The following is a 13,102-nucleotide window of genomic DNA, read 5'->3' as shown; positions in this document are numbered from 1 at the left end:
GTTCCAGCTTCCCTCATTCAGGTTTGATAACCACCAACGTAAAGACCAGATTCCATGATTCCTCCCCTGATGCCGACCTATAAGCGTGCCGACCTCGCCTTTGAGCGGGGCGAAGGCTCTTGGCTGTACGCATCGGATGGACGACGATTCCTGGACTTTGCTGCGGGTATTGCCACCTGCTCCGTGGGGCACGCGCACCCCCATCTGGTAGACACCATAAGCCAGCAGGCCGGGCGGGTTATGCATGTCTCCAACCTGTTCCGCATTCCGCAGGCGGAAAAACTGGCCGAGCGGCTGGTCGCCAACACGTTTGCCGATAGTGTGTTCTTCTGCAACTCCGGGGCGGAAGCCAACGAGGGCATGGTCAAAATGGCCCGCCGCGCGCAGATGATGGCAGGCCACCCCGAACGGACCCAGATCATCTGTATGGATGGGGCGTTCCACGGCCGCACACTGGCCATGCTCGCAGCGACCGGCAACCCGAAATATCTGGAAGGTTTTGGCACGCCGGTTACCGATTTTGTGCATGTGCCTTTTAACGATATCGAGGCTGTAAAGGCCGCCATTACCCCGCGCACCGCCGCTGTGATGCTCGAACCCATTCAGGGGGAAAGCGGCATCAAACGCGCCAGTGTGGAATATCTGCGCGCCCTGCGCGCGCTGTGCGACCAGACCGGCGTGCTGCTGGCACTGGACGAAGTGCAAAGTGGTGTTGGCCGCACAGGCCGTCTGTTTGCCCACCAGTGGGCAGGTATTACGCCTGATGTGATGAGCACGGCCAAGGGGCTTGGCGGGGGCTTTCCCATAGGGGCCATTCTGGCGACCGAAACCGTGGCCAAAGCCATGACCGCGGGCACGCATGGCACCACCTTTGGGGGTAACCCGCTGGCATGTGCTGCCGCCAATGCCGTGCTGGATGTACTGCTGGCTCCGGGCTTTATGGACCAGATATGCACCCGCGCCGCATTGCTCGATGACCTGCTGGACAGCCTTGTAGCCGATGCTCCGGATGTTTTTGAACAACGCCGTGGCCTTGGCCTGCTGATCGGCCTGCGCTGCGTGCCTGTGGTGGGCGATGTACAGGCCGCGGCACAGGAGGCAGGGCTTTTGTGCGTAACAGCAGGCGATAATGTGTTGCGCCTTGTCCCCCCCCTGACCGTAACGGAAGATGACTGCCGCAAGGCCGTGGCCATGCTTGTGCAGGCCGTTACAACCCTGCGGGCCAAACCTGATAACAAAAACAAGACAGTTCTGGAGACAACCCCATGAGTGCGGCTCTTTCCACCTCTTCCATCACACCGGTGCAGACGGGGCTTCGCCATTTTCTTGACCTCAAGGATCTGGACGGGGCAACCCTGCGCCAGATTCTGGATGTTGCCAGCAGCATGAAGCGGATGCAGCAGAACCGCCGCTTTCCGCTCCACCCCCGCCAGCCGCTGGCAGGGCGGCAGTTGGGGCTTATCCTTTCCAAACCCTCCACGCGCACGCGTGTTTCCTTTGAAGTGGGCATGCGCCAGCTTGGGGGGGACGCCGTGGTGCTCAGCCCGCAGGACATGCAGATCGGCCGGGGTGAAACACTGGCCGATACGGCGCGTGTGCTCTCCCGCTTTGTGGATGCCATTGTCCTGCGCACGGGCAACACCACCAATCTGCACGAACTGGCACGGTGGAGCACAAGCCCGGTCATTAACGGGCTGACACCGGACTCCCACCCGGTGCAGATTCTGGCCGATATCATGACGTTTGAGGAACATCGCGGCCCCGTGCGTGGCCGCACGTTCGCCTGGACGGGGGATGGCAACAACGTGCTCGTCTCGCTGATCGAAGGGGCTGTGCGCTTTGGCTTCAAACTCCGCGCGGCAACACCTGCCAAAATGAAGCCCCCGCAGGCTGTGCTGGACTGGGCACGGCTTGAAGGTGGCGATGTGGAGTGGACGGAAGACCCCCATGCCGCCGTGGAAAAAGCAGACTGCATTGTAACCGATACATGGGTCAGCATGTCCGACTCGCACGAGGAGGCCGCCTCCCGCATGTCGCGGCTGGAGCCCTACCGTGTGGACGCAAAATTGATGGGCCTTGCCGCCCCCGATGCCCTGTTCATGCACTGCCTGCCTGCCCATATTGGGGAGGAAGTTACGCAGGACGTGTTCGAAGGCCCCCACTCCGTAGTGTTTGACGAGGCCGAAAACCGCCTGCACGCCCAGAAGGGCATTCTGGCATGGACAATGGGAGGGACCAACTGGACCTCCTTTGGCAAGGAGTAAACTCATGAGTGATGCGGAAAAGCCCGTAACACCAACCTCCACGGAAGAAACACCCAGCGTTCCCGGCTGGGTTGAGCCTGCTCTGGACAGTATTCTGGCGACCCTTCCCTTTGCCGCGGACAGGCTCGCACCGCTCCGTGCCTCCTATCTGGACTGTCTGGCCGGGTGTGGCCGCGCGGGTGATCTGGACATGGAACACGACGCGTGCCGCAAGGGCCTGCTCCGCGCCCTGACCGACACGCTGGGCCTTACCCCCGATGCCGCCCGCACGCTTGAGCGCCAGCTTGAAAAACTTGAACTGGATATTTCCGCTCAGGCCTGAGTAAAGCAGAACACCCCATACTCCCAGCACCTCATGATTAAGGTGCGCCAAGGCATCCCCCCCCTTCCATCCGGAGCGGGGCGGCATGGCCTTGATGTTATTTTGGCAGGATAGAACGTTTTTATGGAAAAACCGGCTTTTCTCGACCGTGACCGCCCCGATGTGCCCGGTCTGGTGGTTCCGGGCGGTGTAACGCCTTTCTATCTGGCGGGACGACCGGTCCGTGGGCGGTTGATCCGCCTTGGCGTGCTGGCGGACGCCATGCTCACCCGCCACGACAACCCCGCACAGGTTACGGCCCTTGCAGGCAAGGCGCTGGCTCTTGTTGCGGCTCTGGCCTCCGCCCTTAAATTTCAGGGGTCTTTTTCCCTACAGATCAAGGGGAGTGGTCCCGTTTCCATGCTGGTGGCGGACTGCACGCATGATGGCGCACTGCGTTTTTATGCCCGCACGGATGACGCTGCACTGGACACCCTGCTGGCCCACAACCCCACCCCGACAGACAGGGAACTGCTCGGAGATGGCTATCTGGCCCTGACCGTTGATCAGGGTGCTGAAATGGAGCGCCATCAGGGTATTGTGGAAATCGCGGGGGACGACCTGTCCGCCATGGCCACGCACTACTTTGCCACCAGCGAACAGCATGCGTGCTGGATTATGCTTGCGTGCACAATGACCGATGCAGGCTGGCGCTCTGGCGCTCTGGTGCTCGAACGCATTGCAGGCGAAGGCGGCACGGCGGAGGCGGAACTGATCGGGACCGACAACGCAACACAGGATGACACGGCGTGGGAAACCGCGACCATTCTGGCAACCACACTGACCGTGGCCGAACTGCTGGACGACACCCTGCCAGCCCCCCAGCTTTTGCACCGCCTGTTCCATGAGGAAGACCTGCATGTCAGCCAGTCCCGTGCTCTGGCTTTTGGCTGCCGCTGCTCACGCGCACGGCTGGTGGAAGTGCTCCAGCGCTTTCCCGAGGATGATCTGGACCATATGTGCGTAAGGGACGATACCATCGTCATGACATGCGAATTCTGTAACAAGGATTTTCATTTCCCGCGCAAGGATATCGCTTCCGCCACAAGCTGAGCGCACCTTTACCCAGAACGCACGGTTGACGGTGCCCCCGCACCGGGGCGTGCGTTGGATTATTTCAGTCGGCTGTTAAAGAGGTTGTGCCATGCTGCCGTTCCCCCGTATGCGTCTTTCCCATCTGCTTGCATCCCTTATTCTGCCAGCAGCACTCGCGGGGTGCGCGGACCAGCCGCAGCAAACCAAGTTTGCCCCCCTGAGCTATGACTATCTGGGCCAGATCCACCTGAACGTGGCCACGCTGGATGTGGTGGACAACTCCGTAACCAACCCAGAGCCGGGTGATATTGGGTACAGGTCCCCCTCCCCACCAGACCACACATTGCGGCAGATGGCGGCTGACAGGCTGATGGCCACGGGCAATACGGCAGCCGCCACCACGGCCCATTTTGTTATTGACCGCGCGTTTATTCTGCACCAACCCGGCGGCACACTGGACGGGCAGATGGATATCCATCTGGACATCCTCAACACCGAAGGCAAGCGCGTGGCGAGTGCTTCGGCACAGGCCACCCAGACCCTGCACCCCGACCCGTCGCAGGATGTGGAAAGCCCGGCAAACCTGTACGAAATTACAAAAGACATGATGCAGACCATCAATGTCGAATTCGAGTACCAGATCCGCCATTCCCTGAACAAATGGCTGGTGGATGCGGGCGGCACCCCCATGAACAACGCCATCCAGACCCAGTCCCTGACCGGAGCGCCCGATGCCCCACCCGTGGCAGGTACACCATCTGAAACCAGCGGCCTGACGGAACTCCAGCCCGGAATAACCGTACCCAGCACCACGCCCGCCACCAGTGCTGGAGCCGCACAGCCACCTGCCAGCACGGACACCCCCAGCAGCATTCCCCAGCCTGCCGCCACACCTGCACCAGCAACCGCAGCAACGCAGGAGAGCGAACCCAACGCCATTTTCCCCGCTGGCATGGACGACACCCCGGCACAGGCCAAAACCCTCTCCCCCAAAGCCGGGTTTTTAACCCTGCCCTCCAGCACAAAAACACACTAACCCCGGCTTAACCCGCCCTCTTCCCCTCCATGCCCCGCGCTGAACATGGAGGGAGGGAATGGGTAAACATTGCAGCCGGACCGCCAGACCGCCATAAAAGGCGGCATGACAGCCCAGCCTTTTTCCCCCGATCCTGACGCAATTGCCAACGGCCTGCCGGTCAAGGAGATTCTACCAGAACTCCGCGCGGTTCTGGCTGTGGAGCCAACGCCAGAGCGCCCGGCCAGCGCTATTGTGGTGGCCCCACCGGGGGCAGGCAAAACCACATCCATCCCCCCCGTACTGGCAGCCTGCGCATGGCGGGGCGAAAGCGGGCGGATTATCATGCTCGAACCGCGCAGGCTGGCAGCACGCGCTGCCGCCCAGCGCATTGCCTCCCTTATGGGGGAGGATGTGGGCGGGTTTGTTGGCTACCGCACCCGCATAGACAGTGCGGTTTCGGCCCGCACCCGTATTGAGGTGCTGACCGAAGGACTGTTCCTGCGCCGCCTACTGGGCGACCCCATGCTTGAAGATGTGGCCTGCGTTATTCTGGACGAGGTGCACGAACGCTCTTTGGAGGCGGATCTGGCACTTGCCTTCTGCCTGGACCTGCAACGCACCTTGCGCCCCGACCTACGGCTTGTGGCCATGTCTGCCACGGCCGAGACCGAACGGCTGGCCAGCCTGATGAACGCCCCCGTGCTTACCAGCGAAGGCCGCATGTTTGCGCTGGAGGTCCACCACGCCAAAAAGGATATTCCCACCCTGCGCGATATTGCCCCGGCCACGGCTGCGGGTATCCGGCAGGCACTGGCGGATACCACGGGTGATATTCTGGCCTTCCTGCCCGGCACGGGGGAAATCCGGCGCACAGCCCAGTTGCTGGACGGGATAAGTGCAACAGTGCTGCCCCTGCATGGGGAGCTACACCCAGCAGAACAGGCCCGTGTGCTACGCCCGGGCGAGGCAGGCGAGCGCCGCGTTATTCTGGCTACATCCATTGCGGAAACATCGCTCACCGTACCGGGGGTGCGTGTGGTGGTGGATTGCGGCTACCGCCGTGCGCCACGGTTTGATGCGGGGGCGGGGCTTTCGCGGCTGGATACACTCCGTATTTCCAAGGCGGCGGCCCGCCAGCGGGCGGGCCGTGCAGGGCGTGAGGCACCAGGTACGGCCTACTGCCTGTGGAGTGCGAACACACAGCGCGCCATGCCCCAGCATGACCGGCCGGAAATTCTGGAAGCCGATCTGTCAGACTACGTTCTGGCCACAGCCCTGTGGGCCGATACCGTGGGCACGCCCCCCCCCCTGCCCCTACCAGACCAGCCCCCCGGCAGTGCGGTTGCCGCGGCACGGGAACTACTGGAACATCTGGGCGCGCTGGATGATGCAGGCGGCATTACCCCACTTGGCAAACGCATGGCCCAGCTTGGCACACACCCACGCCTTGCCGCCATGCTTTTGGCCGCACGCACGGCGGAGGAGGCTGCAATGGCGGCGGACATGGCCGCCCTTTTGGAAGAGCGCGACCCCCTGCGGCCACGGCACACGGCACAGGGCCGCCCCCCCATAACACCCTCAGCCGATATTGGCCTGAGGCTGGACCTGATTGCAGGCGAGGGCCACCCGGATGCGGACCGGGGTGCCCTGAGCCGCATCCGCCTTGCGGCAAAGCGCTTTCGCTCCCGGTTGAACGTGCCCCAGCACCTGCGTGCCCAAGGCAACCCTGCGGCCCTGCTGGCGGCGGGCTTTCCCGACCGGATTGCCCTGTGCCGGGGCGAGCCGGGCAGCTACCGGCTGGCCAATGGCAGCAACGCACGCCTTAAGCGCGATGACGGGTTAAGCCCCCACCGCCTGCTGGCCGTGGCCGGGTTGCACCTGCGCACGGCAGCCGAGATCCGTCTTGCGGCACCGCTGGACCTGAATGACCTGCCCCCTACCCTGCTGGCACGCACACACGAGCAGGTGGAAACCACGCTCGACCCCGTATCGGGCAATATTCTGGCACGCAGGCGCACGCGCATTGGTTGCCTTGTGCTCAAGGACCGGACCGAAAAGGTCAAACCCGAGGAGGCAGCCTCCCTCCTGCTGCTCCATGTGCGCGATGCTCTGGAAACAGCCCTGAACTGGACAGATGCCGTCAAGCAGTTGCAGGCCCGTGTTGCGCTGGCCCACAGTGTGCAGGCCGCCCCCACGCATAACGGACCAGAAGGGGAGCAGGCATGGCCCGATTTTTCATCCCCCGCCCTTGCGCGCAGTGTTGAGGACTGGCTGGCCCCTTACATGGCTGGGCGCACCTCTGTTGCCGCCATAAAGGAACTGGACGTGCATGCCCTGCTGCGCAACCTGCTGAGCTACGAGCAATACCAGTGGCTGGAGCGCGAACTGCCCACTCACCTGCCCTTCCCCGGGGGCCGGGCGGATGTGGACTATACCCAGCCCGTGCCCGTGGCCTCTGCCCGCGCGCAGGTTTTTTATGGCACGGAGCAAACGCCCAGACTTGCAGGCGGGCGGGTGCCACTACGTCTGGCGCTCCTTTCCCCCGCAGGGCGACCACAGGCCATTACGGCGGACCTTGGCGGGTTCTGGCAAGGTGGATGGGCGGATATGCGGCGCGACATGCGTGGCCGCTACCCCCGCCACGACTGGCCGGAAAACCCCGCTCTTGCTCCAGCAAAACCCCGGCAGCGTCCAAGCTGAACCGCGCGTAAAAGGAGAGAGGACCGCACCGTTACATGCACCGGTCCTCAAGCTCTTCCAGCTTATGCAAGGTCCGTGCGTCCTCAAGGTCTTCTAAAATGTCCTTCAGGGTTGGCAGGAAGTTGTGCAGAACCCGCAGGTCATCCAGCCCCTGAGCATGGGCAATGCCGCGTTGCTTGAGAAAATAGCTCCAGAACGGGCTGGTATTTTGCTCAAAATGCGTTTGCAGCAGGTCGAACACCTCGGCTGTCTTGCTTTCCCATTCAACATTCCTGAAGCTGACATAACGATCAAAGCCTTCGGGCATATCTCTCTCTTTCAGTTTTACCGCGCCAGAAAGGGAGTGTGGAATATCAGGAGCGGCCTGTCTGTCAGATGTCCGACAAAAGGCGCATCAGCCGCCCCTTATGGCATCTCCACTGGCCCAGTTTTTGAGTAAGGTCACATCCCCCAACCGGAGGGCGCGCCGGCGCTCCCGCGCAAATGCGCCTTCGCGGATCATGCTGTTGAACTCGGTCGAGACCGTCTGCCGTGTTGTGCCCAGCAGGGCGGCCATTTCCTCCATACCGAGTGTGAGCGGCACAACCTGCCCACGTTGCAGGTCTATGCCAGCCTGTGCTGCACTACGCACAATGTAACGGGCAATCCGGCCTCTGGCATGGTGGAAGGCAAGGTCTTCGAGCAAGGTCATGGTCTGGCCAAGTACTTTTGCCAGACCGTGGATCAGGGCATACTGGAGAGCGGGATAGGCGGCCGATACCCGCTCCACCGCTGTCCGTCTGGCCATAAAAAGCTCGGTTGGCTCGCTTGCCTGCATTTGCAGACGTGTATGGGTGCTGAACATATCGCCCTGCCGGAGATAGGCCAGACTCAGTTCCCGATCAAACGCCAGCAGGAACGCACGCAGGCAGCCGGTTTTTACAACAAATATATAATCCGCATCATCAGGGTGGGTCAGCAGTTGCCCACGCTCAAACGCCACCATCTGGAACACACCACGGAGCGGGTGTGTTCCTTCCTGTTCCAGCAATGCCACAATGGAGGCATGGCCGGGACTATGGGGTGGCATCGTGCAGACCCATAGCGCAAATCCCATACCACATGGCCCTGCCTCCTTAGCGTTACGACGTTAAGCCCGGAACCCGCTTGACCCTGAGGATAAAGCGACGAACGGTGCTTCCTTCACAGGTCTGCCAATAGGGGCATACCTGAACACGCATGTCCTGAACCTAGAACAGACCGAGCTTGGTCTCACTGTAGCTGACCAGCATGTTTTTGGTCTGCTGGTAGTGCTCCAGAACCATTTTGTGGGTTTCGCGCCCAAGGCCAGATTTTTTATAGCCCCCAAAAGCCGCATGGGCAGGATAGGCGTGGTAGCAGTTGACCCACACCCGCCCCGCCTGCAGGCCACGCCCCATGCGATAACAGATGTTTGCATTGCGTGACCAAACGCCAGACCCAAGGCCAAAAGGCGTATCGTTGGCAATGGCCAGTGCTTCCTCCTCGGTTCTGAAAGTTGTGACCGCCAGAACAGGCCCAAAAATTTCCTCCTGAAAAATACGCATTTTGTTGTGGCCACGGAACACTGTGGGCTGGACGTAACAGCCCTTGTTCAGTTCCACGCCAAGGTCTGGTCTGTTGCCCCCTGTCAGCAGTTCCGCGCCCTCGCTTTTGCCAATGGCGATATAGTCGAGAATTTTCTGCTGCTGCATGGTGGAGTTCTGCGCCCCCATCATCGTTTGCGGGTCAAGCGGGTGCCCCTGACGTATGGCCTGAATACGGGGCAGGGCACGGGCGATAAACCGGTCGTAAATGGATTCATGCACCAGCGCGCGGCTTGGGCAGGAGCATATCTGCCCCTGATTGAGGGCGAACATGGCAAAGCCTTCCACCGCTTTGTCCAGATAGTCATCATCGTGCTCCATCACATCGGCAAAAAAGATGTTTGGAGACTTGCCCCCCAACTCCAGCGTGGCCGGGATCAGGTTTTCCGCTGCGGCATGGGCAATTGTTTTGCCGGTAGGCGTGGAGCCGGTAAACGCGATTTTGGCAATGCGCGTACTGTTGGACAGAGCCGCCCCCACATCCCGCCCAAAGCCGTTCACAATGTTCAGCGTGCCGGGGGGAAAGAGGTCACCAATCAGTTCCATCAGCACCAGCATGCTGGCTGGCGTTGTTTCGGCTGGCTTCATGACCACGCAGTTGCCCGCCGCCAGAGCGGGAGCCAGCTTCCATGCCCCCATGAGAATAGGGAAGTTCCACGGAATAATCTGCCCGACAACGCCCAATGGTTCATGAAAATGGTAGGCAATGGTCGTATCTGTAATTTCGCTCAAGGTACCTTCCTGCGCGCGCAGGCACCCGGCAAAATAGCGAAAATGGTCAATTGCCAGCGGAATGTCCGCCGTCAGTGTCTCACGGATCGGTTTGCCGTTATCCCATGTTTCCGCTCTGGCAAGGAGGTCAAGACTGGCCTCCATGCGGTCCGCCGCCCTGAGCAGCAGCAAAGCCCGTTCAGCCGGGGCAGTACGCGCCCATGACGGAAAAGCCGCGTGGGCAGCGTCCAGTGCAAGGTCAATATCCTCAGCGCTGGACTGGGGCACTTCACACAGAATGCGTCCATCCACGGGGGAGCTGTTCTGCATGTAAACGCCCCGGATGGGTGCTTTCCACTGCCCGCCTATATAATTTTCATAACGGGCCTTGAAGGGCGGTTCCTGATTAACGCTCATGCGATGCTCCAGCACATAAAAAATACCAGCCCGCGACCGGTCCGCGCCGGTGCGCAGTCACAAGGCTGGTTCTTGCTGGAAAACAGACGCAAGTTTCGGGCCATAAAACATGTCCTCGCCTGCCCATATTGCAGGAGACATGATCGAAAAAACCGTGATGCCCGTCCGGGGGAAGGAACCCGTTTTTTGAAAATATGGAAAATACCGGGACCGATCAGAGTGGCAGATATGGACGTATAAGCGTGCTGCCCGCGCCCACCACCCGGCACCAGAACTGGCAGTCAGTCCTGCTTTCCTGCGCACAGCCGTGTTAAAAAGAACACGAAAACAGGCTTCACGCTGGCAGCATGGTTGCGCAAGCCCGCCAAACATGGCCTAAAGTTCACATGCTTGGCTCCATGGCACCGCATTTTATGACCAGATTGCTGCAAGGCCTGCCCTCCGTGGCAGTGGCCTACCTGTGCTGCACGCCGCTCCTGAGCACAGGTGCGGCGTGGGCAGACACGCTGCCGCCCTTTGCCCCGGCAACCCCGCTTGTAACGACCGGGCCGGTCAGCTTTGCCCCCCTTGTGCGCAAGGTGGTTCCTGCCGTGGTCAATATTGCCGTCACGCGGGATGACTTTGCCGCAGACAGCCACCATAAACTCCCCTCCTCCGTTAAAGGCACACCGCTGGAGCGGCGCTACCGCGAACGCATGCGCCACCATGGGGATGAACTGCTCGAAGCCGGGTCGGGGTTTTTGATCGACCCGCACGGCTTTATCGTGACCAACGGCCATGTGGTGGAGGATGCGGATACCATTACCGTCTCGCTCGCCAGTGGTAAGGAATTTACCGCAACACTGGTGGGCATGGACCCACTGACGGATATTGCCGTTATCAAAATTACCAGCCCCGAAGCCCTGCCCTATGTGGAATGGGGTGATAGCCGACTGGTACAGGTGGGCGACTGGATTATGGCGGCGGGTAACCCGTTTGGTCTGGGATCATCCGTAACCGCAGGCATTGTCTCTGCTCGTGGGCGCGATATCGGGAGCAGCCCGTTTGATGATTTTCTGCAACTGGATGCCCCCATAAACCCCGGCAACTCCGGCGGCCCGACCTTTAACCTTGCCGGGCAGGTTGTGGCGCTGAACACCGCCATTGTCTCCCCCACCGGCGGGTCGGTCGGGCTTGGATTTTCCATTCCGTCCGAAATTGTTATCCCCATTGTGGAGACCCTGCGCCAGACGGGTCACATAGACCGCGGCTGGCTGGGCACAACGCTGGATGATGTGCAGACCCATAGCGGCGCCAAAGTGACCGAAGTGGACCGCGACAGCCCCGCAGCCCATGGCGGGCTGCGCAAGGGCGATATTATTACCATGCTCAACGGGGAGCATGTGGATACCGCCCGCGCCATGATCCGCGCCATTGCCGCCGCCAAACCGGGGAGTGACGCAACACTGGCCATTATGCGCAACACCCACCCCCAGACCCTGACCATACGTGTTGGCCTGCGCCCTTTATCCGAGGATGGTGGGTTCCACTAGTTTCAGGCCAGTCCTCCCATGGGCTGCCACCATGATCAGATCATGGCCAGCGGCTGCTTGCGGGTGGGGGGCGCAAAAGCTCCATCCAGTTCCGCCAGATCCTGCGGCCCCAGTTCCAGCTCCGCCGCCGCCAGATTAAGCCGCATATGCGCAAGCGTGCCCGCTTTGGGGATAGCCAGCATATTGGGCTGGCGCAGCACCCATGCCAGCGCCACCTGCGCAGGCGTTGCACCCCCGAGCGATGTCGTATGCCGTGCTGCCACACGCCTCAGCACGGGGTTGGCAAGCAATGCCCCACCCTGACCAATGGGGGAGTAGGCCATGGTTACAACCTTGCGCTGCCTGTCCGCTTGCAGCAGGTCATATTCCACCCCCCTGTGTTCCAGACTGTAGAGCACCTGATTGACCGCGCATTCGCCCCCATGCGCGCACCGCTCCAGATCACGCATGTCGTCCGTATCAAAATTGGAAACACCCCAGTGCCGGATCAGTCCCTCGCGCTGGAGCGTGCGAAAAGCCTCCACCGTTTCGGCCAGTGGCACGCTGCCGCGCCAGTGCAGCAGGTAAAGGTCCAGCCTGTCTGTTCCCAAATGCTGTAAAGACCGGCGGCAGCTTTGTGCAACACCCTTGGCGGACGCATTGGTGGGCAGCACCTTGCTCACCAGAAAAACCTGCTCACGCATGGGGGCTATGGCTTCTCCCACCAGTTTTTCCGAGCGGCCATTACCGTACATTTCCGCCGTGTCCACCACCTGCACGCCCTGCTCCACCCCGTAGCGCAGACTTGCAATTTCCTCCTCCCGGCGGGCAGCGGAATCCCCCATGTTCCATGTCCCTGCCCCCAATGCGGGCAGGGTTGTACCATCTGGCAGGGTTATGGTTTGGACCATTGCTGCTTTACTCCTTGTATCCTCACGCCATCAGGCAGCATAGAACAGGCTTGCACCCTGTTCTGTTCCGCCCCACGGCAAGACTGTTATAGTTGATATATGACCCAGATCGGCTTTTACCACCTGACCCGCACCAGCCTGACAGAAGCGTTACCCATGCTGCTGACCCGCACGCTGGACAGTGGGCAAAAGGCGGTCGTGTGGTGTGCGGACAAACCTGTGCTGGATGAGCTGGACAAAACGCTCTGGCAGAGTGCCAGCCCACGGTGGTTGCCCCACGGCAGCGCGGGCATAGCCTGCCCGGACCTGCAACCTATCTGGCTGAGTACGGGGGATGACTGCCCGAACGAGGCACGTTTTCTGTTTTTAACGCAAAACCGGCATTGCGCCGACCCAACCCGCTTTGAGCGGATATTCGACCTGTTTGATGGCCATGACGAAAGTGCCGTGGCCGCCGCACGCACGCGCTGGGCAGAGGCCCACAAGGCGGGGCATGACCTTGCTTACTGGCGACAGGAAGACAAAGGCTGGAAGCGCGCGCGTTAAGCCCGCACTTCCAGCAAAAAGCCG

General features: G+C 61.1%; 12 protein-coding genes. 8 read left to right on the top strand and 4 right to left on the bottom strand.

Annotated elements, in window-relative coordinates; translation table 11 throughout:
• Positions 1 to 54 precede the first annotated feature (54 nt).
• The 6 genes from GOB86_RS04910 (at position 55) to hrpB (ending at position 7,378) form a co-directional block, all read left to right on the top strand.
• Positions 55 to 1,269, top strand: a complete 1,215-nt coding sequence (locus GOB86_RS04910; RefSeq protein WP_165991254.1) for an aspartate aminotransferase family protein — start codon at positions 55 to 57, stop codon at positions 1,267 to 1,269.
• The gene (gene argF / locus GOB86_RS04905) at positions 1,266 to 2,264 is read left to right on the top strand and encodes an ornithine carbamoyltransferase (protein ID WP_165991253.1); all 999 of its coding nucleotides are present in this window, start codon (positions 1,266 to 1,268) and stop codon (positions 2,262 to 2,264) included. Before GOB86_RS04910 ends, argF begins: the two co-directional genes overlap by 4 nt.
• A 4-nt stretch (positions 2,265 to 2,268) precedes the next feature.
• On the top strand, positions 2,269 to 2,586 hold the full coding sequence (locus GOB86_RS04900) for a hypothetical protein (protein ID WP_165991252.1): 318 nt from the start codon (positions 2,269 to 2,271) through the stop codon (positions 2,584 to 2,586).
• 123 nt (positions 2,587 to 2,709) lie between these two features.
• A complete protein-coding gene (hslO, locus tag GOB86_RS04895; RefSeq protein ID WP_165991251.1) occupies positions 2,710 to 3,678 on the top strand; it encodes an Hsp33 family molecular chaperone HslO in 969 nt (322 codons plus the stop codon).
• Between the two features lie 91 nt (positions 3,679 to 3,769).
• Entirely contained in the window at positions 3,770 to 4,696 is a 927-nt protein-coding gene (locus GOB86_RS04890; protein WP_165991250.1) for a hypothetical protein, read from the top strand.
• Positions 4,697 to 4,801: 105 nt separating this feature from the next.
• Positions 4,802 to 7,378 (top strand): ATP-dependent helicase HrpB, encoded by a 2,577-nt coding sequence (hrpB, locus tag GOB86_RS04885; RefSeq protein ID WP_165991315.1) that lies wholly within the window; start codon positions 4,802 to 4,804, stop codon positions 7,376 to 7,378.
• Positions 7,379 to 7,409: 31 nt separating this feature from the next.
• On the opposite strand, the gene cowN is transcribed toward hrpB, so the two are convergent.
• The 3 genes from cowN to GOB86_RS04870 all read right to left on the bottom strand — a co-directional run bounded on the left by cowN (position 7,410) and on the right by GOB86_RS04870 (position 10,110).
• On the bottom strand, positions 7,410 to 7,685 hold the full coding sequence (cowN, locus tag GOB86_RS04880) for a N(2)-fixation sustaining protein CowN (protein WP_165991249.1): 276 nt from the start codon (positions 7,683 to 7,685) through the stop codon (positions 7,410 to 7,412).
• A gap of 87 nt (positions 7,686 to 7,772) precedes the next feature.
• The gene (locus GOB86_RS04875) at positions 7,773 to 8,447 is read right to left on the bottom strand and encodes a Crp/Fnr family transcriptional regulator (RefSeq protein WP_165991248.1); all 675 of its coding nucleotides are present in this window, start codon (positions 8,445 to 8,447) and stop codon (positions 7,773 to 7,775) included.
• A 160-nt stretch (positions 8,448 to 8,607) separates the two neighbouring features.
• Entirely contained in the window at positions 8,608 to 10,110 is a 1,503-nt protein-coding gene (locus GOB86_RS04870) for an aldehyde dehydrogenase family protein (protein ID WP_165991247.1), read from the bottom strand.
• Positions 10,111 to 10,523: 413 nt separating this feature from the next.
• On the opposite strand from GOB86_RS04870, the gene GOB86_RS04865 reads away from it, so the two are divergent.
• Complete coding sequence (locus GOB86_RS04865) at positions 10,524 to 11,642, top strand: S1C family serine protease (protein WP_165991314.1); 1,119 nt, start codon at positions 10,524 to 10,526, stop codon at positions 11,640 to 11,642.
• 35 nt (positions 11,643 to 11,677) lie between these two features.
• Here the strand turns inward: GOB86_RS04865 and GOB86_RS04860 are convergent, their stop codons facing one another.
• A complete protein-coding gene (locus GOB86_RS04860) occupies positions 11,678 to 12,532 on the bottom strand; it encodes an aldo/keto reductase (RefSeq protein WP_165991246.1) in 855 nt (284 codons plus the stop codon).
• A 99-nt stretch (positions 12,533 to 12,631) separates the two neighbouring features.
• Between GOB86_RS04860 and GOB86_RS04855 the strand changes: the two genes are divergently transcribed.
• The gene (locus tag GOB86_RS04855) at positions 12,632 to 13,078 is read left to right on the top strand and encodes a DNA polymerase III subunit chi (RefSeq protein ID WP_165991245.1); all 447 of its coding nucleotides are present in this window, start codon (positions 12,632 to 12,634) and stop codon (positions 13,076 to 13,078) included.
• Positions 13,079 to 13,102 lie beyond the last annotated feature (24 nt).

The sequence above is a fragment of the Acetobacter lambici genome, assembly GCF_011516885.1.
Taxonomy (GTDB): domain Bacteria; phylum Pseudomonadota; class Alphaproteobacteria; order Acetobacterales; family Acetobacteraceae; genus Acetobacter; species Acetobacter lambici.
The sequence above is the reverse complement of the archived record's forward strand: the minus strand, read 5'-3'. Positions and strand labels throughout refer to the sequence as shown.

What these genes read in the sequence shown, in the direction of transcription:
- argF (WP_165991253.1), top strand. Translation starts at nt 1,266, where the DNA reads ATGAGTGCGGCTCTTTCCACCTCTTCCATCACACCGGTGCAGACGGGG.
- GOB86_RS04890 (WP_165991250.1), top strand. Translation starts at nt 3,770, where the DNA reads ATGCTGCCGTTCCCCCGTATGCGTCTTTCCCATCTGCTTGCATCCCTT.
- GOB86_RS04875 (WP_165991248.1), bottom strand. Translation starts at nt 8,447, where the DNA reads ATGCCACCCCATAGTCCCGGCCATGCCTCCATTGTGGCATTGCTGGAA.
- hrpB (WP_165991315.1), top strand. Translation starts at nt 4,802, where the DNA reads ATGACAGCCCAGCCTTTTTCCCCCGATCCTGACGCAATTGCCAACGGC.
- cowN (WP_165991249.1), bottom strand. Translation starts at nt 7,685, where the DNA reads ATGCCCGAAGGCTTTGATCGTTATGTCAGCTTCAGGAATGTTGAATGG.
- GOB86_RS04900 (WP_165991252.1), top strand. Translation starts at nt 2,269, where the DNA reads ATGAGTGATGCGGAAAAGCCCGTAACACCAACCTCCACGGAAGAAACA.
- GOB86_RS04865 (WP_165991314.1), top strand. Translation starts at nt 10,524, where the DNA reads ATGACCAGATTGCTGCAAGGCCTGCCCTCCGTGGCAGTGGCCTACCTG.
- hslO (WP_165991251.1), top strand. Translation starts at nt 2,710, where the DNA reads ATGGAAAAACCGGCTTTTCTCGACCGTGACCGCCCCGATGTGCCCGGT.
- GOB86_RS04855 (WP_165991245.1), top strand. Translation starts at nt 12,632, where the DNA reads ATGACCCAGATCGGCTTTTACCACCTGACCCGCACCAGCCTGACAGAA.
- GOB86_RS04860 (WP_165991246.1), bottom strand. Translation starts at nt 12,532, where the DNA reads ATGGTCCAAACCATAACCCTGCCAGATGGTACAACCCTGCCCGCATTG.
- GOB86_RS04870 (WP_165991247.1), bottom strand. Translation starts at nt 10,110, where the DNA reads ATGAGCGTTAATCAGGAACCGCCCTTCAAGGCCCGTTATGAAAATTAT.
- GOB86_RS04910 (WP_165991254.1), top strand. Translation starts at nt 55, where the DNA reads ATGATTCCTCCCCTGATGCCGACCTATAAGCGTGCCGACCTCGCCTTT.